The following is a 16864-nucleotide window of genomic DNA, read 5'->3' on the forward strand; positions in this document are numbered from 1 at the left end:
GAGAGTCGTCACCCCCATGGCCAAGGTCACCATCTATACCCGCCCGTTCTGTGGCTACTGCGCCCGCGCCCTGAAGCTGCTCGGCGAGAAGAGCGTTGATTTCACCGAGATCGAAGCCGGCATGGACCCGAAGCTTCGACAGGAAATGATGGAGCGGTCAGGGCGCAGCACCTTTCCGCAGATCTTCGTGGGCGACCAGCACATTGGCGGCTGTGACGACATGATGGCCCTCGAGCGCGACGGCAAGCTGGACGCCCTGCTGACCGCATGACCTCTTCGTCGTCCCTCAGGGTCGGCCTGGTCCAGACCCGAACCCCTGCCACCCACGCGGCGGCCTTGGCCCATGTCGCCCCGCTGGTGCGTGAGGCTGCCGCCCAGGGTGCCCGGTTCATCCTGACGCCCGAAGGGACCAATGTCCTGCAGAAGGACCGCGCCCGCCTGCTGCCGGCCCTGCAAAGCCTGGAGGACGACGTCGTCGTGCTCGGCCTTCGCGACCTGGCCGCCGAACTGGGTGTCTGGATCGATATCGGCTCGGCCCTGGTGCTGCGCGAGGACGGCAGGGCCGCCAATCGCCAGGCGGTGATCGATCCGACCGGGGCGATCGTGGCGACCTATGACAAGCTGCACATGTTCGATGTCGATCTCCCGACCGGTGAGACGGCGCGGGAATCGGCAACCTATGAGCCCGGCGACCGGGCCGTGACCGTCGAGACCCCGCTGGGCGTTTTCGGCCTGACGATCTGCTACGACATGCGCTTTCCGGCCCTGCACCGGGCCCTCGCCCTGAAGGGCGCGACGATCCTGACCATCCCGGCCGCCTTCACCCGTCCGACGGGAGAGGCCCATTGGGAGATCCTGCTGCGGGCCCGGGCCATCGAGACCGGCTCCTTCGTGCTGGCCGCCGCCCAAGGCGGGTTCCACGAGGACGGACGCGGCACCTGGGGGCGCACCCTCGCCATCGGGCCCTGGGGCGAGGTCATCGGCCTGCTTGACCATGACGAGCCCGGCGTGCTTGTGGCCGACCTCGACCTGGACGCCGCTCCCAAGGCGCGCGCGGCCATTCCCGCCCTCAAGAACGCCCGCGCCTTTACCGGGCCCTGACCGTCCCCATCTTCAGATCATGATCAAGTACGCCCTCCAGTGCGATGCCGCCCATGCGTTCGAGGGCTGGTTCGGCTCGTCGTCAGACTATGACGACCAGAGCGCGCGCGGTCTGGTCGCGTGCCCAATCTGCGGGTCCAGCGGTGTGACCAAACAGATCATGTCGCCCGCCATTGCCGGCACCAAGGCCCAGAAGGCCGTGCCGTCCGTGGATCCGAAGATGCGCGAGATGATGATGACGGCCATGGGCGAGGTCCGCCGACACGTCGAGGACAACTTCGACAATGTCGGCGACGCCTTCGCCAAGGAGGCCCGCGACATCCACGAGGGCAAGTCCGAGGAACGCGGCATCTATGGCCAGGCCACGCCGGCCGAGGCCAAGGCCCTGATCGAAGACGGCATCAAGGTCGCGCCCCTGCCGCCGGCGGTGCCCAAGAAGACGGACGTGAACTGAGAACCTGCCTCGGGCTCAGCGCTCGGCAGGGTCGGTGTGAGGGGGCGGCCTGTTGGCGGCCTGGCCCTCGCCTAGATGGCGTTGATCGGCAGCTTCAGGAACACGCGCCCACTTGCCGAGGCCGGGGGCAGGGCGCCAGCGCGAATATTGACCTGCAGGGCCGGCAGAATCAGAGTGGGGGCCGGCAGAGTGGCGTCACGGGCCTTCCGCATGGTGACGAAGTCGGCCTCTTTCACCCCGTCATGCACGTGGACATTGGCAGCGCGCTGTTCGCCAACAGTCGTTTCCCAGGCGAAGGCTTGCCGCCCGGCCGGGAGATAGTCGTGGCCGACGAAAATGCGGGTCTGCGGTGGCAGGGCCAGGATCTTGTGGATCGAGCGATAGAGGGTCGCCGCGTCGCCTCCCGGAAAGTCGGCCCTCGCCGTGCCGTAGTCCGGCATGAACAGTGTGTCGCCGACAAAGGCGCAATCCTCGATCAGGTAACTCACGCAGGCGGGGGTGTGACCAGGCGTTTGCATGATCCTGATCACGCGATGGCCCAGGGCGATCTGGTCGCCTTCCGCCACCAAGAGATCGAAATCCCCGCCGTCAGGCGCGATGTCCTCGGCCTCGAACAGGTTGCCAAAGCCCTTCTGGACCTCCGTGATTTGCCGACCAATCGCAATCTGGGCCCCGGTGAGCTTTCGGAGATGATGCGCCGCCGACAGGTGGTCGGCATGGGCGTGTGTTTCCAGGATCCAGGTCAGGGTGAGCGCCTCAGCGGCGATGGCCGCGAGCACGCGATCGGCGGAGGTCGTCGACAGCCGCGCCGACCTGGGATCGAAGTCCAGGACGGGATCGATGATCGCCGCCGCGCCTGTGTCAGGGTCGGCCAGCAGATAGGTCACGGTGCTGGTGGCTTCATCGAAGAAGGCTTGCACCGAGAGCGGCGACGGCGTGTGCGGGGCTTGGATCATGGCTATATATTAGACTTTGTTATATTAGTATCAACTGATATATGGGTTCGTTGTTCGAGCCGGGTCCTGCCGGCCTCACCCCGCTTATGGTCAGTGCGGCAGGCATCCATGGGAGGGCGCGGCTCCTGGCGATCTTGCCCTTGAACCAGACGGAAAAGCGATAGGCACCAGAGGATGGAACCGAGCGCTCTGCTGGCCGCCGCCATGGGCGGTGCCCTGATTGGTCTGCTGCTGGCCGTCTTCGGCGGCGGCGGATCTGTGCTGGCCACGCCCTTGCTGCTCTATGTGGTCGGCGTCCGTGATCCGCATGTCGCCATCGGCACCTCAGCCGCAGCGGTCAGCGTCAACGCCCTGGTTGGCTTGAGCCTTCAGGCCAGGACGGGTGCGGTCAAGTGGCCCTGTGCCCTGACCTTTGCCGGGGCCGGCCTGGCCGGTGCCCTCATCGGGGCGGATCTGGCCAAGCGGCTCGACGGCGGCATCCTGCTGCTGGGCTTTTCTGGCGTCATGGCGGCCATCGCGGTCTCGATGCTGCTGCCGCGCAAGACGGCCGGAAATCCGGATGTACGGCTTACGCCCGCCATGACCCTCAAACTGGCTCCTCTGGGCCTGGGGACAGGCCTGGCCGCAGGCTTCTTCGGGATCGGCGGCGGCTTTCTGATCGCGCCGGGCCTGATGGCGGCGACCGGCATGACCCTGGCCAATGCCGCGGCCTCCTCGCTGGCTTCGGTCGCCCTGTTCGGCGCAGCGACCAGCTTCAGTTACGCCCTGGCCGGTCTGGTCAACGTGCCGCTGTTCCTGACGCTCATTGCAGGTGGTGCGGTCGGGTCGGCCGCGGGCGTGCCGATCGCCAGGATTCTGGCCGGGCACGCCAACCTGGCCCGACGCGGATTCGCCATTATGGTGTTGCTGACCGCGGTCTATGTGGCGCTCAAGGCGCTGGGGCGGGTCTGATCAAATTGAAAAAACGCCCCGGCTTTCACCGGGGCGCTCTGGTCGGCCGCTGGGTTAGAGCCTAGCGGCGATAGCGGTATTCGTAGTGGCACTTCTTCTTCTTGGCGATCTGGTTGCCGGCAATGGCGCCGACCACACCGCCGAGGACGGCCCCTTCGGTCTTGTTGCCGCCGCCGGCGACGGCGGCACCGAGCGTGCCCCCGGTCAGGCCGCCGATGACGGTGCCCTTGCCGCCCTTGGTCTTGCTGCAGATCTTGACGCGATAGCGGGTGCCGGAATGGGCCTCAGCCGCTGTGACGGCGAGGGTGGATGTGGCAAAGCCGAGCGAGAGGGCAAGGATGAGGGCTTTGGTATGGGCGCGCATGGCGGGCTCCGATGGTTTGTCTGATGTCCCTGTCCTGCACAGCGCCTGGGACGCGTGCCCGGTCTAAGGCGTCGGTCGGGCGTGCGACGCTGAAGCGGCGACGGGGGACTTCAGCCCTCCGCCGCCCGCCGGAGCCCTAGCCTTCGACGCGGAAGCGGCCGTCGGCGTCGGGACAGACGCGGATGTAACGCGTCTCGGTGCGGCCATCGTATTCCGCAGGCGCGGGGGCCAGCCGGCAGCGTTCGTCGCTGCGGCTGCTGTAGGTGCCGCCGTTATAGACCGCCTCGCGATAGGGCACCGTCTCGTCATAGGTCCAGTAGGAACCCCGGGTGTCGCATTTGGACTTGGCCGAGGCATTGCCGATGGCCGCGCCAATGCCGGCCCCGACCAGGGCACCAAGCACCGTGCCTTCCGGTTTGGCATTGCGGGCGGCGGCATTGGAGCCGATCACGCCGCCGGCCAGGGCTCCGATGACACCGCCGACCGTGGCGTTGCGCTTGGCGTCCTGACGGCAGGGCTCGGTATAGGCGGTATTGGTCCCATACTGGCCGCCGGCATAGGGCGCGTTGAACCGCGTTCCGGAGTCGGGATAGCGACGATCGTAAGACCCGCCGCCATAGCGACGGTCATAGTCAGCGCGGGCCTGGTCGTAAGCGGCATGGTCGCGATCCCATTGGGCGCGCTGGGCGTCATACGAACCGTTGCCGGCATAGGCCGGGCCGCCGTAGTTGAAGCGTGCGGCGATCTGCGGGTAGCGGCGATCATAGCGCCCGGTGCCATAGCGGCGGTCATAGTTGCGGCGGTTACGCTCATAGGTGTTGCGCTCGCGCTGGAAGGCGGCCTGCTCGGCATAGTAGGCGCTGCTGGTCTGATAATTGGCCGAACCATAGCGGGTCGCATATTGCGGGTAACGACGGTCATAGGCCCCTGCGCCATAGCGGCGATCATAGTTCAGGCGCGAGCGTTCATAGGCGGCGCGGTCATTTTCGTAGGCGCGCTGCTTGGCGTCATAGTCGGCGATCTGGCTGCGGTAATCGGCCCGCTGGTCCTGATAGGTGTCCATGCGTTGCTGATAGGTCGTCTGGGCACTGGCGCTCTGGGCCAGGGCTGGAGCGACGGTGCCGAAGGCGACAGTGGTTGCCAGCAACACGGCGATGGATCTTGAGGTCATGGGTGGTGGTCTCCGCTCATTCGAACGGATCAACGGCCTCCCCCGAGGGGGTCGCCAATCCTTCACAGGGTCCCTGTGCCGAACATAAGCCCCGGCGACGCCACAGGTTCCGAGCCTCAGGCCTTGGTGACGGTCATCATGTAGTTGATGTCGCTGTCGCTGGACCGGCTCCAACGGCCGGTCAGGGGGTTATAGGTCACGCCGAACGGGCCCTGCATCTGCACCGGTTCGCCGGCCAGGAAGGCGCGCAGCTCGTCGGGTTTCAGGAACTGTTTCCAGTCGTGGGTGCCCGGCGGCACCCAGCGCAGGACATATTCCGCGCCGATCTTGGCCAGGGCAAGGGCCTTCAGGGTACGGTTGAGGGTGGCCACGATCATCAGGCCCCCCGGCTTGAGCAGCCGCGAACAGGTGCGCAGGAACTCGCCCGGATCGGCCACATGCTCGATCACCTCCATGGTCAGGACCACGTCGAACGGACCGGCCCCCTCGGCCAGCAGCTGTTCGGCCGTGGCGGGACGGTAGGCGATCTCCAGGCCCTGCTCCGAGGCATGGGTGGCGGCGGTCTTGATATTGCGCTCCGAGGCATCGATAGCCGTGACCGCAAAGCCTAGCCGGGCCATGGGCTCACTGAGCAGACCCCCGCCGCAGCCGATGTCCAGCAGGGTCAGGCCCTCGAACGGGGCGCGGCCATTGGGATCACGCTCGAACCGCGCCACGGCCTGCTCGCGGATAAAGGCCAGCCGGCAGGGATTGAACACATGCAGCGGCGCGAACTTGCCGCGGGGGTCCCACCATTCGGCCGCGATGGCCGAGAACCGCGCCACATCGGCGGGGTCGATGGACCAGGAGGGGGCAGGGGCGTCGGGCGAAGCGGCTTGGGTCATGTCGCCTCTCTACCACGACCCTCGCCCTGCAGCATCGTCGCCGAAAAAAGACACGGTCGCGACATTGCCGTTGCGCCTTTGCGCCGCTAGAAGGCCGTGGCTTGCGCGCCGGATGCGATCTCGCTGCAGGGGCGCAAGAAAAAACCGCTATCGTTCGAGGGTTAGAAGACGTGTCTCGTCTGGTGATGAAGTTCGGCGGCACCTCCGTGGCCGACCTGGAGCGCATCGCGCGGGTGGGCCGTCTGGTCGCCGCCGAGGTGGCGACCGGCAAGCAGGTGGCGGTGGTCGTTTCGGCCATGTCCGGCAAGACCAATGAGCTGGTCGCCTGGACCGATGGGGCCGGACGCGCTGCACCGGGCCTGCCCGAGTCTGATGACGAGTATGACGCCATCGTCGCGTCGGGCGAGCAGGTCACCGCCGGTCTCCTGGCCATGACCCTGCGCCACATGGGCCTGAACGCCCGCTCCTTCCTGGGCTGGCAGGTGCCGATCCTGACCGACACGGCCCACGGCCGGGCCCGGATTGAAGACATTCCCCCCGCCAATCTGGAAGCCTGTTTAGCGGCCGGCCAGATTGCGGTGATCGCCGGCTTCCAGGGCGTGACCGACGACGGCCGCATCACCACCCTCGGTCGCGGTGGTTCGGACACCAGCGCTGTCGCCATCGCCGCCGCCATCAAGGGGGCCTGCGACATCTATACCGACGTGGACGGGGTCTATACGACCGATCCCCGGATCGAGCGCAAGGCCCGCCGCCTGGCCAAGATCTCTTACGAAGAAATGCTGGAAATGGCCTCTCTGGGGGCCAAGGTGCTGCAGACCCGCTCGGTCGAGATGGCTATGGCCCATCGCGTCCCGGTGCGGGTTCTGTCGAGTTTCGTCGAGCCGGGCGAAGCCCCCGGCCAAGGTACGATCGTCTGCGACGAGGAAGAAATCATGGAAAAGCGCATCGTCTCGGGCGTCGCCTATAGCCGCGACGAAGCCAAGATCACCCTGCTGGGCCTGCCCGATCATCCGGGCGTCTCCTCGCAGATCTTCGGCCGTCTGGCCGACGCCAATGTGAACGTCGACATGATCGTGCAGTCGCGCGCCCGCAGCGCCGACACTGCCAACATGGAGTTCACGGTCGGCAAGCGCGACGCCGAGCGCGCGGTCGAGATCGTCAAGGCCGCCCAGAAGGAGATCGGCTTCGAGGACGTGGCGATCAACGAGGACGTCTCGAAGGTCTCGGTGATCGGCGTCGGCATGCGCAGCCACGCCGGCGTCGCCCAGTCGATGTTCCAGGCCCTGGCCGAAAAGAACATCAACATCCAGGTCATCTCGACCTCGGAGATCAAGATCAGCGTCCTGATCGATGCGGCCTATACCGAACTGGCCGTGCGCGCCCTGCACTCGGTTTATGGGCTGGACCAGCTTTAGGGACGAGACGTCCCGCAAGCCTCACCTGCGGTCTGCCCTCAGGTGAGGACGGCAGGTTGCAGGGCTCATCCTGAGGCCCCTGTCCGTGCCGTAGCCAAAACGTCGTGTTCTGACGTTAAGTAGGGCCTGCATCGCCGCCACGAGCTTCCCATGCCCGACGTCTTCAAGTTCGATCCCGCCGCCAAGACCGTCACCTTCGAGGGGGATGAGGGGCTGGAGCTGCTCTACGACCTGCTGCTGCGGGCCAAATTCGGCGACGGCTACGAAAAGCCCCTGCTGGTCAGCCCCTGGCTGGCGGCCCTACTCAAGCGCCTCGACCAGGCCCTGCCGGACGACGGCCAGTGGTTCCCGGAACGGCCCGGCCAGCCGATCTTCGATACCGACGACCTGCTGGCCATGGGCGACGCGGTGATCGAGGAAGGTCACACCGTCGGCTGGTGGACCATGACGCCGCTGGAAAAGCGCGCCTATCTGCGTGAGACCGTGGCCGCCCCGCATCCCCTGACCGACCTGGAAGTCGCCTTCATCGAGGACGACATCGACGCCGCGCTCGAACAGGCCCGCCGTCTGGTCCAGGACGCCGACGAGACCCTCGCCCTTCCGGGGCACGGCTAGGATCTAGTCCCGCCGGTACCGCGACACGAAGGCCCAGAGGGCGTCATTGTCGGCCAGCCAGACATGGGTGCCGCCGACCGTCATGCGGCCCACCACATCGGCCTCGCCGCGGCAGCCTGAATAGCGTTCCTCATAGATGCCGGGGGTGATCCAGGCGGTGGTCGGGGCGGTCTGGCAGCCATTGAGGGCGGCCCAGCGCTGCTCGGCGGCATGCATCGTATATTGCCAGTAGCCCGCCCCCCCGCCCTGGGTGGGATTGGTGGCGTCCCTGTCGCCGGCGAAGGCGATGACCGGAACGGGCAGGGCGGGTGTGCAGGTGGCCGGATCAGGCTCCTGCGGATTGTCCGCCCGGGGATTGCCGGCCCTCAGACCGACCACCGGGGCGATGGCGGCATAGCGGCCAGACTCCACGCAGCCCAGCCAGGATGCCATGCGGCCGCCGCCTGACAGGCCGGTGACATAGACCCGGGCACGGTCAACGCAGCCCTCGGCCACCAGACTGTCGACCACCCCGGCCAGATAGGCGACGTCGTCGGGGTCGTTCGCGTCCGGGATCCTGCCCGCTGTGGTGGGCACGCCGGGGATGTTCCAGACGAAGCCCTTGCCCACCGGAATCCCCGCGTCGGGCGCGACCAGAATGAAGCCCGCGCGATCGGCGGTCGCCTCCAGCTTCGAGGTCTTGAGGATGTGGGCTCCGGTCCCGCCGCTACCGTGCAGCAGGATCAGCAACGGGGCGGGAGTGTCGGGGTCCAGGGTCGCAGGGCGGCGCAGCAGCAGCAGGCGACCTGTCGGGCCGATATCGATCTGCGCGGTGGCGTCCGGCGCGCCGACGGCGCAGGCGGCCTGGACCGGGACGCTCCAGCCCAGCAGAAGCAGGGGCGCACCCAACCGGAGTAGCCATCGCGCCAAGGCAAACTCAGACATGATGATCCCCCGGTATCCTGCGGGCGAGCTTAGCGGGTCGATCACGTGAGTAAACCGACGGATCGGCAGGGGCACCGTCGCGCGCTTTGGCCAAGCCAAGCCGTGTCGTGCCTGCTAATTCGCCCCCATGACCGAGCCCCGCCGCCTCACCCTGGGCCTGCTGTGCGGCCTGATCGCCGGCGCCTTCTGGGGCGGGGTGTTTCTGGCGCCATTGCTGTTGGCCGACTTCACGCCGCTGCAGATGACCGCCGGGCGGTATCTGGCCTATGGCCTGGCCTCGCTGGTGCTGCTTGCCCCCACGGCCCTGGCGGTGTTCGGACGGATGACGGCCCGCGACTGGCGGGATCTGGCCCTGCTGAGCCTGCTGGGCAACCTGATCTACTATGTCGGCCTGGCCGTGGCGGTGCAGAACGCCGGGGTGGCGGCGGCCTCGCTGATCATCGGGCTATTGCCGGTGACCGTGACACTGGTGGGCGCAAAGCCGGGCGAGGGCGTACCGATCCGGCGTCTGGCCGCGCCCCTGGCCCTGCTGGCGGCGGGGGTGGTCTGTATCAATGTCGACGTGTTCAGGAGCGGGGAGGGCGCGCCCGCGCCGCGTCTGGTTCTGGGCGTGCTGGGCGCCGTGCTGGCCCTGGCCTGCTGGACGCTCTACGCCGTCTGGAACGCCCGGCGGCTGGCGGCCACGCCGAGCTTCAGCAGCCATGAGTGGTCGCTGCTGACCGGAGTGGTCACCGGCGCGCTGTCGCTGGTGCTGATCATCCCGGCCTTCCTCCTCGGTGGGGCGGGGCATGTCTCCAGCGCCTGGACCCTGTTCTGGGGCGTCAGCCTGGCCGTGGCCCTGGGGGCCTCGGTGATCGGCAACGGCCTGTGGAACGCCGCCAGCCGCCTGCTTCCGCTCAGCCTTTCGGGCCAGCTGATCGTGTTCGAGACCCTGTTCGCCCTGCTCTATGGTTTCCTGCATGAGGGCCGCTGGCCGCGTCCGCTGGAGAGCGCTGCCATCGCCCTGATGCTCGCGGGCGTGCTGTGGTCGGTGTCGCTGCACCGGCCGGGGGTTCCGGTCGAGCCGGCAACATGACTGCCACCTGAACAGCACCGTTCAGATCGGGTTCAAGCGCTGTTTGCGACAAAGGTCCCAACAGCGCCGCACCGGAAAGCTTTCGGACCTGGCGACGCTTCTCGAATGGAGAACCGCCATGAAGACCATTTCCAGGATTCTCGTCGCCGGTGCCGTCACGGCCGCCCTGGTCGTGCCTGCCTCGGGTGCCTTTGCCGGTGAAAAGACCAAGAAGGCCGTCATCGGTGCCGTGATCGGCGGCCTGGCCGGCGCGGCCCTGGGCGACGGCGACAAGGGCGCGATCGCGATCGGTGCCGTCGCCGGTGCCGCCATCGGTGCCTCAACGGCCAAGGACAAGGACGACCGCCGCTACAGCAGCGGCTATCGCACCCGCCCTGCCTATAACGGTTACCAGCAAGGCTATGGGCAGCACGGTTACGGGCAGCAAGGCTATGGCCAGTCCTACGGACAGCAGACCTATGGCCAGCAGGGCTATCAGAGCCGCGACCAGCGCTACGCCCGTGACACCCGTGACAGCCGTGACAACCACTATGGTCGGGGCGATCGTTACGACGCTCGCTACGACAGCCGCTACGCCTACGACGACCGCCGCTAGGCCCCCGTCGACCGCCGTCAGGCCCTGATCCTGACCCTGACGGCGAGGACTGGCGCCGCTCTCCAGGCCGGAGGGCGGCGCTTTTTTAGGCCTCTCTGAGGACAATCTTGCCGCAAGGTCGCCGTGGCCGCTGTCAGGCGCGTGAAATCTGCTATAGCCCGCAGAAGTTCGCAGCGGCATCTTAACCCATCGCGCTTTCAGTCGGGTTAGACCGCTCCGGACAGAGGGAGAGCGCATGGCGGCAACCGGCATCGCCGTTCGGGGACCACGCAGTCTGCTGAGGCAGATTCGCGAGGCCATGGCCGGGGCAGGCCCCGCCCAGGGCAAGCTCGACATGGTGGTGCGCACCATCGCCATCTCGATGGTCGCCGAGGTCTGCTCGATCTATCTGCGCCGCGCCTCCGGCGATCTGGAACTGTTCGCCACCGAAGGCCTGGCCCCCGAAGCCGTCCACGTCACCCGCCTGAAGCCCGGCGAGGGCCTGGTTGGCGAGACCATGCGCATTGGCCGGCCGCTGAACCTGTCGGACGCCCCAAACCATCCGGCCTTCGCCTACCGGCCTGAAACCGGCGAAGATCCCTACCATGCCTTCATGGCCGTGCCCCTGCTGCGCGGCGGACGGGCGATCGGCGTGCTGGTCGTCCAGAACCGTACCGAGCGCACCTATGGCGACGAGGAGGTCGAGGACCTCCAGATCATCGCCATGGTCCTGGCCGAGATGGTGTCGTCCAGCGAACTGCTGGGCATGGACGAACTCAAGGACGTCGAGATTGCGCCCCACAAGCCCGAGCGGCTGAAGGGCGCACGCTTCGCCGAGGGCCTGGCCTATGGGGTGGCGGTGCTGCACGAGCAGCCGGTGGCTCCCGAGCAGCTGCTGTCGGAGGACTCGGCCGCCGAGGAGATCCGCCTGAAGACGGCGGTCACGGCCCTGCAAAGCCAGATCGACGAGATGCTGGAAGGGCAGGGCGGGCTTGTCGGTGCCTCCTATGAGGTGCTCGACACCTACAGACTGTTTGCCCATGACCGCGGCTGGAACCGGGGCCTCGAAGAGGCCGTGCGTTCGGGCCTGACCGCTGAAGCCGCCGTCGAGCGCGTGCGCTCCGAGCACCGCGCCCGGCTGGGCCAGGCCCGCGACCCCTATCTGCGCGAGCGCCTGCACGATCTGGAAGACCTCAATGACCGGCTGCTGCGACACCTGTCGGGGGATGTCCATGCCGTGCGTCAGTTGCCGGACGACGCCATCCTGATCGCCCGCAATCTCGGCCCTGCCGACCTGCTGGAATATGATCGCACCAAGCTGAAGGGTATCCTGCTCGAGGAGGGGTCGGCGGCCAGCCATGCCGGTATCGTGGCCCGTGCCCTGGACATTCCCTGCGTCGGTCGCCTGGCCGGCCTGCGCGACCGGGTAAGCGAAGGCGACCCCGTGGTGGTCGACGCTGAAACCGCCGAGGCCTGGCTGCGGCCGCGTCCCGATGTGGTCAAGGCCCTGCGGGCCCGGATGGAGGTCCGCGCCCAGCGCAAGGCCGAGTTCGCCCGCCTGCGCGACACGCCCGCGTTCACCAAGGACGGTGCCAAGGTCACCCTGCTGATGAACGCCGGACTGGCGGTGGATCTGGACATTCTGGGCGAGACCGGGGCCGAAGGCATCGGCCTGTTCCGCACCGAATTCCAGTTCATGGTCGCCGAGGAAATGCCCCGGCTGGAAGCCCAGACCGCACTCTATGAGAAGGTGCTCGAGGCCGCCAACGGCATGCCGGTGACCTTCCGGACCCTCGACCTGGGCGGTGACAAGCTGCTGCCCTACATGGAGATGGAGCGCGAGGACAATCCGGCCCTGGGCTGGCGCGCCATCCGCATGGGGCTGGACCGTCCGGCCCTGCTGCGCATGCAGATCCGGGCCCTGATCAAGGCGGCCCATGGTCGGGCCCTGCGCATCATGTTCCCGCTGGTGGCCAATGTGGACGAGTTCCGCGCCGCCCGGGCCTATGTCGACCAGGAAGTGGCCTGGGCCCTGAAGCGCGGTCGGCCGGCTCCGGCCCGCCTCGATGTCGGGGCGATGATCGAGGCACCGTCCCTGCTCTGGCATCTGGACGCCCTGCTGCCGATGACCGATTTCGTCTCGGTCGGCACCAATGACCTGATGCAGTATCTGTTCGCCGCCGACCGTGGCAATCCGCGCATGGCCGATCGTTATGACCCGCTGTCGCCGGCGGCCCTGCGGGCCCTGAAGACCATCCAGCAGGCCTGCGAGGATACCGGGACGCCGGTTTCGGTGTGCGGCGAGATGGCGGGCCGGCCGCTGGAGGCCTTCGCCCTGGTGGCCCTGGGCTTTGATCGACTGTCGATGCCGCCGGCCGGGATCGGACCGGTCAAGCAGATGGTTCTGTCGTGCGATCGCGAGGCCGCGCGGCGCAATGTCGAGGCCCTGCTCAAGACCTCGGCGGGGTCGCTTCGGGGAGAGATCGAAACCCTCGCCCGCAAGCTTTATGTCGCCGTCTGAGCCAAAGGCCCGTTAACCATGCTTGCACGTTTAGTGTATTGAATCCGATAACTTAGTTTGATATCCACAAAGAACTGTTAAGAACTTCGTTTGAAGCGAAGTCGGGTGGGGCACGGCGCTCTCGCGCCGCGCGAATTTTGGGGTGATATTGCCGCAATGGCGCTGGATACGGGCAGTGTAAGGCACTTGCATCTGGTTTCCGACGCTGAGTCCGACGAGGGCTTCGCCGCCGTCGGGCAGCCGTCGGTTGATGAGGGTGTCGATATCGGCATCGCGCTCCGCGCCGCCCGGACCTTCCGCGGACTGACCACCCAGGACGTGGCGGACGCCACCCGTATTCGCCTGAGCTATATCGACGCCCTCGAGGACCTGCGGCTGGAAGACCTGCCGTCGCGGCCTTTCACCATCGGCTATGTCCGGGCCTATGCCCAATTGCTCGGCCTGGACGGCGAAGCCGCCGTTCTAAGATTCAAAAGCGATGTGCCCGACGATGGCGGCGAACTGCGGGCCCCGGTCGGCGTGCGCCACGAAGGCGATCCGCGCCTGGCCCTGGTGCTGATCGCCGGTCTGCTGATGGTCGGTGCCATCCTGCTGTGGAACGTCGCTCAACGGGCCATGTCCAAGGACGCGCCGACCGCCCAGGTCGCCGCCGAGACGACGGCCGTTCGTCCGGCCTCGGCACCGACCGGTTCGGCAGTGGCCCTGGGCGCGCCCCTTCCGGCCCCGGTCGAGTCCACCACCCCCGAGCCCTACAAGACGCCGGGTCTCGACGACGCGGCCGCCAATGGCGGTTCGGCCGACGCGGCCAATGCCGCGTCAAAGGCCCGTGCCACGGCCCTGGCGGCGGGCGAGGGCGAGATCGATCTGGCCCATGTCGCTGCCCTGGGCTCAAGCTTCAAGCCGCGTGGCGTGGTCCACGGTGCAAATGAAGCTGACAGTTCGGGCGTGATCCTGCTGGCCCGCAAGGCCGCCACCCTGGTGGTGCGCGGCGCGGATGGTTCGGTCTATTTTGCCCGTCAGCTCAATGCCGGTGAGGCCTTCCGTGCGCCCCGCACGGCCGGCTTGACGGCCGATGTCTCCGATCCCGCCAACTTCGATGTCTATTCGGGCGGTGTGCTGACGGGGCGGCTGACCGCCAAGCAGACCTGGCTGAGCAAGCTGGGCAAGCCGGCGGCTTGATCCGGCGTTAAGCCTCCAGGACGGCCTTGGGTTCCGCGTTCAAAAGCCCTAGATTGTCGCCATGGCCGCTGACCACACTCACCTTCGTCCCTGGCGCTCGATCGAGCGTCGCAAGTCGCGCAAGATTCGCGTTGGCTCCGTCGAGGTGGGCGGCGATGCGCCCATCACCGTCCAGTCGATGACCAATACCCTGACCAGCGACGCTGCGGCGACGCTGGAGCAGATCCGTCAGCTGGAAGAAGCCGGGGCCGATATCGTGCGGGTCTCGTGCCCGGACACAGACTCGACCGCGGCCTTCAAGACCATCGCCCGGGAGAGCCGGGTGCCGCTCGTGGCCGACATCCATTTTCACTACAAGCGCGGCATTGAGGCGGCCCAGGCCGGCGCGGCCTGTCTGAGGATCAATCCGGGCAACATCGGCAGCCCCGATCGCGTGCGGGACGTCATCCAGGCGGCCCGCGACCATGGCTGTTCGATGCGGATCGGCGTCAATGCCGGCTCGCTGGAGCGGGAGCTGCTGGAAAAGTACGGCGAGCCGTGCCCGGACGCCATGGTCGAGAGCGCCCTCAACCATGCCCGCATCCTGCAGGATCACGACTTCCACGAGTTCAAGATCAGCGTAAAGGCGTCCGACCCGTTCATGACGGTGGCGGCCTATTATCAGCTGGCCGAGCGCATTGATTGCCCGCTGCACCTGGGCGTCACCGAGGCCGGCGCCCTGCGCACCGGCACGGTGAAGTCCTCCATCGGCATCGGCGCAATGCTGTGGGCCGGCATTGGCGACACCATCCGGGTCAGCCTCGCAGCGGATCCGGTCGAAGAGATCAAGGTCGGCTTCGATATTCTCAAGTCGCTGGGTCTGCGCCACCGCGGTGTCAACATCATCGCCTGCCCGTCCTGCGCCCGGCAGGGCTTCAATGTCATCAAGACGGTTGAAGCCCTGGAGGAGCGTCTGGCCCACATCAGCCAGCCGATGTCGCTGTCGATCATCGGCTGCGTGGTCAATGGACCGGGCGAGGCCCTGATGACCGACCTCGGCTTCACCGGCGGCGGTGCCGGTTCGGGCATGGTCTATATGGCCGGCAAGCCCGATCACAAGCAGTCCAATGACGGCATGATCGAGCACATTGTCGAGCTGGTCGAGAAGCGCGCGGCCGAGCTGAAAGCGGCTGAGGCAACCGGCTCGATCGCGGCCGAATAGGTCGTCAGGCTCAGATCACCGCCCGCAGTCGCTCATCGACGTCCGTCACGGCCGCCGAGACGATCCGCAGGCCCTGTTCGAGGGTCTCCAGGTCGGCTGCAGCCCCCAGGCACAGCCGTACCCCGGTGGTCAGTCCTGCAGCGACGACCGGCGCGGCCGGCGGGGTGACCTCGACGCCCCGGCGCAGGGCCCGGCCTGCCAGCCGTTCAGCCTCCAGATCCGACATCGGCAACCAGACATGCGGCGCGCTGTCTGACATCGGGGCCTCGACGGCTGGCCCCAGGATCTCCCGCGCCAGGGCCAGTCGGGCGGTCATGTCTGCGCGGACTTCGCTGACGATGGCGTCGGCCGTGCCATCCTCGATCCACTGGCTTGCAATCAGGCCACCAAGGCTGGGCGGCGCATAGGTTAGGGCGCGGACGGTGCGCAGGACCCTGTCCTGCAGATCGGCCTGGGGCACGATCAGAAAGCCTGTGCGCAGGCCCGGGGCCAGGGACTTTGAGACGCCCGAGACATGAAAGGTCCGCTCCGGTGCCAGGACCGCAAAGGGCGGTGGCGCGTCCGTCGCATAGACGGCGTAGATGTCGTCCTCGATGATCCAGAGGTCGTGCCGCCGGGCCAGGGCGACGATCTGGTTGCGGCGGTCCTCGCTCATGATCCGGCCGGTCGGGTTCTGCAGGGTGGGCTGGATCATCACGACCTTGAAGCCGCCGGTCGCGGCGGCCTCGGCCAGGGCGTCCGGGCGCAAGCCCTCTGCATCCATGGCCAGGCCCCGGAGGCCATAGCCCATGTGTTCGGCCAGGGCCTTGACGCCATAGAAGGTCGAGGCTTCGCAAAGGACGCTGTCGCCCCACCGCGCCACAGCGCCGAAGGCCAGGGCCAGGCCCTGCTGCGCTCCGGCGGTGCAGACCAGTCGGGTCCAGTCCGCCCCGACCACCCCGCCGCTGCGCGCCAGCCACGCCGCGCCGCTTCGCCTCTGGGCCTCGTGGCCGGCGGAGGGGGCATAGTCGAGGTGATCGGCCAGGTCGGAGCGCCGACGCAGGCGGGTCATGGACTCAGCCAGTCTGGCCCGGGCGGGTCCACGCGGCGCGATGTTATGGGCCAGGTTGATCGGGCCGCTCTCGGCGCGTTCCGCCATGGCCCGGGTGGCAGCGCCGCGGACGAAGCTGCCCCGGCCCACATGGGCCTCAACCAGCCCCGCCTTCTCGGCCTCGACATAGGCGCGGGTGACGGTGCCCAGTCCCAGGCCCAGCCGGTGGGCCAGGTCCCTTTGCGGCGGCAGGCGCGTTCCGGCCGCCAGGGCACCGGCGGTGATGTCGGCGCGCAGGACGTCCAGCAACCGCTCATAGATCGGGGCGTCGCCGGGCGGCAGGGTCGGGGTCCAGATCGTCATCCGAAATCTCTATATTGTTCCAGAGACAATACTCCTTTTGACTCATGGATCAATCTTGAACATCCCTGTGACATTCTCCCGTC

The 16864-nt window shown here is 67.4% G+C and carries 17 protein-coding genes; 11 read left to right on the plus strand and 6 right to left on the minus strand.

Translation table 11 applies throughout. From position 1 onward, the window contains the following. The first annotated feature begins 16 nt into the window (after positions 1-16). From grxC to AQ619_RS03385, 3 genes are read left to right on the plus strand one after another with little or no spacing between them, the layout of a single operon-like run. Positions 17-271 (plus strand): glutaredoxin 3, encoded by a 255-nt coding sequence (gene grxC / locus AQ619_RS03375; RefSeq protein WP_062144253.1) that lies wholly within the window; start codon positions 17-19, stop codon positions 269-271. Then, positions 268-1101: a carbon-nitrogen hydrolase family protein gene (locus AQ619_RS03380; protein WP_062144256.1), complete on the plus strand. Its 834-nt coding sequence runs from the start codon at positions 268-270 to the stop codon at positions 1099-1101. The genes grxC and AQ619_RS03380 overlap by 4 nt, the downstream gene beginning before the upstream one ends. Before the next feature lie 19 nt (positions 1102-1120). Further along, positions 1121-1555 carry a DUF1178 family protein gene (locus AQ619_RS03385; RefSeq protein WP_062144259.1) on the plus strand — a complete coding sequence of 145 codons (435 nt, stop codon included), beginning with the start codon at positions 1121-1123 and terminating at the stop codon, positions 1553-1555. Between the two features lie 71 nt (positions 1556-1626). On the opposite strand, the gene AQ619_RS03390 is transcribed toward AQ619_RS03385, so the two are convergent. Further along, positions 1627-2511, minus strand: coding sequence for an MBL fold metallo-hydrolase (locus tag AQ619_RS03390; protein WP_062144262.1), 885 nt, complete (start codon positions 2509-2511; stop codon positions 1627-1629). A gap of 174 nt (positions 2512-2685) precedes the next feature. On the opposite strand from AQ619_RS03390, the gene AQ619_RS03395 reads away from it, so the two are divergent. Next, positions 2686-3462: a sulfite exporter TauE/SafE family protein gene (locus AQ619_RS03395; protein WP_062144265.1), complete on the plus strand. Its 777-nt coding sequence runs from the start codon at positions 2686-2688 to the stop codon at positions 3460-3462. Positions 3463-3523: 61 nt separating this feature from the next. Here the strand turns inward: AQ619_RS03395 and AQ619_RS03400 are convergent, their stop codons facing one another. The 3 genes from AQ619_RS03400 to ubiG form a co-directional block, all read right to left on the minus strand. After that, on the minus strand, positions 3524-3826 hold the full coding sequence (locus AQ619_RS03400) for a glycine zipper 2TM domain-containing protein (RefSeq protein WP_062144268.1): 303 nt from the start codon (positions 3824-3826) through the stop codon (positions 3524-3526). Between the two features lie 136 nt (positions 3827-3962). After that, positions 3963-4997, minus strand: a complete 1035-nt coding sequence (locus tag AQ619_RS03405; RefSeq protein ID WP_062144271.1) for a glycine zipper 2TM domain-containing protein — start codon at positions 4995-4997, stop codon at positions 3963-3965. Between the two features lie 116 nt (positions 4998-5113). After that, entirely contained in the window at positions 5114-5881 is a 768-nt protein-coding gene (ubiG, locus tag AQ619_RS03410; RefSeq protein ID WP_062144273.1) for a bifunctional 2-polyprenyl-6-hydroxyphenol methylase/3-demethylubiquinol 3-O-methyltransferase UbiG, read from the minus strand. A 170-nt stretch (positions 5882-6051) separates the two neighbouring features. On the opposite strand from ubiG, the gene AQ619_RS03415 reads away from it, so the two are divergent. Together AQ619_RS03415 and AQ619_RS03420 are read left to right on the plus strand one after the other, a co-directional pair. Then, positions 6052-7299, plus strand: coding sequence for an aspartate kinase (locus AQ619_RS03415; protein WP_062144276.1), 1248 nt, complete (start codon positions 6052-6054; stop codon positions 7297-7299). A 150-nt stretch (positions 7300-7449) separates the two neighbouring features. Then, positions 7450-7914, plus strand: coding sequence for a hypothetical protein (locus AQ619_RS03420; protein ID WP_062144279.1), 465 nt, complete (start codon positions 7450-7452; stop codon positions 7912-7914). Between the two features lie 3 nt (positions 7915-7917). On the opposite strand, the gene AQ619_RS03425 is transcribed toward AQ619_RS03420, so the two are convergent. Continuing rightward, a complete protein-coding gene (locus AQ619_RS03425; protein WP_084745738.1) occupies positions 7918-8838 on the minus strand; it encodes a CE1 family esterase in 921 nt (306 codons plus the stop codon). A 127-nt stretch (positions 8839-8965) separates the two neighbouring features. Here AQ619_RS03425 and AQ619_RS03430 point away from each other — a divergent pair, with 127 nt between their 5' ends. The 5 genes from AQ619_RS03430 to ispG all read left to right on the plus strand — a co-directional run bounded on the left by AQ619_RS03430 (position 8966) and on the right by ispG (position 15388). Further along, positions 8966-9913: a DMT family transporter gene (locus tag AQ619_RS03430; protein WP_062144282.1), complete on the plus strand. Its 948-nt coding sequence runs from the start codon at positions 8966-8968 to the stop codon at positions 9911-9913. 118 nt (positions 9914-10031) lie between these two features. Then, positions 10032-10508 (plus strand): hypothetical protein, encoded by a 477-nt coding sequence (locus tag AQ619_RS03435; RefSeq protein ID WP_062144284.1) that lies wholly within the window; start codon positions 10032-10034, stop codon positions 10506-10508. A gap of 235 nt (positions 10509-10743) precedes the next feature. Further along, entirely contained in the window at positions 10744-13008 is a 2265-nt protein-coding gene (gene ptsP, locus AQ619_RS03440) for a phosphoenolpyruvate--protein phosphotransferase (protein ID WP_062144287.1), read from the plus strand. Positions 13009-13164: 156 nt separating this feature from the next. After that, positions 13165-14187 carry a helix-turn-helix domain-containing protein gene (locus AQ619_RS03445; RefSeq protein ID WP_062144290.1) on the plus strand — a complete coding sequence of 341 codons (1023 nt, stop codon included), beginning with the start codon at positions 13165-13167 and terminating at the stop codon, positions 14185-14187. A gap of 61 nt (positions 14188-14248) precedes the next feature. Next, the gene (gene ispG / locus AQ619_RS03450; RefSeq protein ID WP_062144293.1) at positions 14249-15388 is read left to right on the plus strand and encodes a flavodoxin-dependent (E)-4-hydroxy-3-methylbut-2-enyl-diphosphate synthase; all 1140 of its coding nucleotides are present in this window, start codon (positions 14249-14251) and stop codon (positions 15386-15388) included. 10 nt (positions 15389-15398) lie between these two features. Here ispG and AQ619_RS03455 read toward each other — a convergent pair whose 3' ends face one another. After that, positions 15399-16781 carry an aminotransferase-like domain-containing protein gene (locus tag AQ619_RS03455; protein WP_062144296.1) on the minus strand — a complete coding sequence of 461 codons (1383 nt, stop codon included), beginning with the start codon at positions 16779-16781 and terminating at the stop codon, positions 15399-15401. Between the last annotated feature and the right edge of the window lie 83 nt (positions 16782-16864).

It is taken from the genome of Caulobacter henricii, assembly GCF_001414055.1.
Taxonomy (GTDB): Bacteria; Pseudomonadota; Alphaproteobacteria; order Caulobacterales; family Caulobacteraceae; genus Caulobacter; species Caulobacter henricii.

What these genes read in the sequence shown, in the direction of transcription:
- grxC (WP_062144253.1), top strand. Translation starts at nt 17, where the DNA reads ATGGCCAAGGTCACCATCTATACCCGCCCGTTCTGTGGCTACTGCGCC.
- AQ619_RS03380 (WP_062144256.1), top strand. Translation starts at nt 268, where the DNA reads ATGACCTCTTCGTCGTCCCTCAGGGTCGGCCTGGTCCAGACCCGAACC.
- AQ619_RS03385 (WP_062144259.1), top strand. Translation starts at nt 1,121, where the DNA reads ATGATCAAGTACGCCCTCCAGTGCGATGCCGCCCATGCGTTCGAGGGC.
- AQ619_RS03390 (WP_062144262.1), bottom strand. Translation starts at nt 2,511, where the DNA reads ATGATCCAAGCCCCGCACACGCCGTCGCCGCTCTCGGTGCAAGCCTTC.
- AQ619_RS03395 (WP_062144265.1), top strand. Translation starts at nt 2,686, where the DNA reads ATGGAACCGAGCGCTCTGCTGGCCGCCGCCATGGGCGGTGCCCTGATT.
- AQ619_RS03400 (WP_062144268.1), bottom strand. Translation starts at nt 3,826, where the DNA reads ATGCGCGCCCATACCAAAGCCCTCATCCTTGCCCTCTCGCTCGGCTTT.
- AQ619_RS03405 (WP_062144271.1), bottom strand. Translation starts at nt 4,997, where the DNA reads ATGACCTCAAGATCCATCGCCGTGTTGCTGGCAACCACTGTCGCCTTC.
- ubiG (WP_062144273.1), bottom strand. Translation starts at nt 5,881, where the DNA reads ATGACCCAAGCCGCTTCGCCCGACGCCCCTGCCCCCTCCTGGTCCATC.
- AQ619_RS03420 (WP_062144279.1), top strand. Translation starts at nt 7,450, where the DNA reads ATGCCCGACGTCTTCAAGTTCGATCCCGCCGCCAAGACCGTCACCTTC.
- AQ619_RS03425 (WP_084745738.1), bottom strand. Translation starts at nt 8,838, where the DNA reads ATGTCTGAGTTTGCCTTGGCGCGATGGCTACTCCGGTTGGGTGCGCCC.
- AQ619_RS03430 (WP_062144282.1), top strand. Translation starts at nt 8,966, where the DNA reads ATGACCGAGCCCCGCCGCCTCACCCTGGGCCTGCTGTGCGGCCTGATC.
- AQ619_RS03435 (WP_062144284.1), top strand. Translation starts at nt 10,032, where the DNA reads ATGAAGACCATTTCCAGGATTCTCGTCGCCGGTGCCGTCACGGCCGCC.
- ptsP (WP_062144287.1), top strand. Translation starts at nt 10,744, where the DNA reads ATGGCGGCAACCGGCATCGCCGTTCGGGGACCACGCAGTCTGCTGAGG.
- AQ619_RS03445 (WP_062144290.1), top strand. Translation starts at nt 13,165, where the DNA reads ATGGCGCTGGATACGGGCAGTGTAAGGCACTTGCATCTGGTTTCCGAC.
- ispG (WP_062144293.1), top strand. Translation starts at nt 14,249, where the DNA reads ATGGCCGCTGACCACACTCACCTTCGTCCCTGGCGCTCGATCGAGCGT.
- AQ619_RS03455 (WP_062144296.1), bottom strand. Translation starts at nt 16,781, where the DNA reads ATGACGATCTGGACCCCGACCCTGCCGCCCGGCGACGCCCCGATCTAT.